This window comes from Dellaglioa sp. CoH-55-MRSF-9, assembly GCF_056782155.1.
Genome location: NZ_JBXAYG010000081.1, coordinates 1 through 275 on the forward strand (window position 1 = coordinate 1; position 275 = coordinate 275).

Genomic DNA, 275 nt, shown 5'->3' on the forward strand with positions numbered 1-275 from the left:
GCTCGGCCAGCTGTGGGTCGACCTCGGCGCGCTGTCCGCGCTGCTGTTCCTGTCGGGCGGGACGACCAACCCGTTCGTGTCGCTGTACCTGCCGTCGCTCGCGATCGCGGCGGCCGTGCTGCCGTGGCACCTGATGATCTGGCTCGCGGCGTTCGCGGTCGCCTGCTACGCGGCGCTCGGCTTCGACTCGGTGCCGCTCAACATGGATAACCCGGCGAACCTGTTCGATTACTACCGTACCGGAATGTGGGCGAACTTCATGGTCAGCGTCGGGC

At 67.6% G+C, this 275-nt stretch carries 1 pseudogene; it reads left to right on the forward strand.

Features of this window, described 5'->3' with window-relative positions:
- Window positions 1–275, forward strand: a pseudogene (locus AC1RPV_RS07875) (hypothetical protein); the annotation flags it as partial.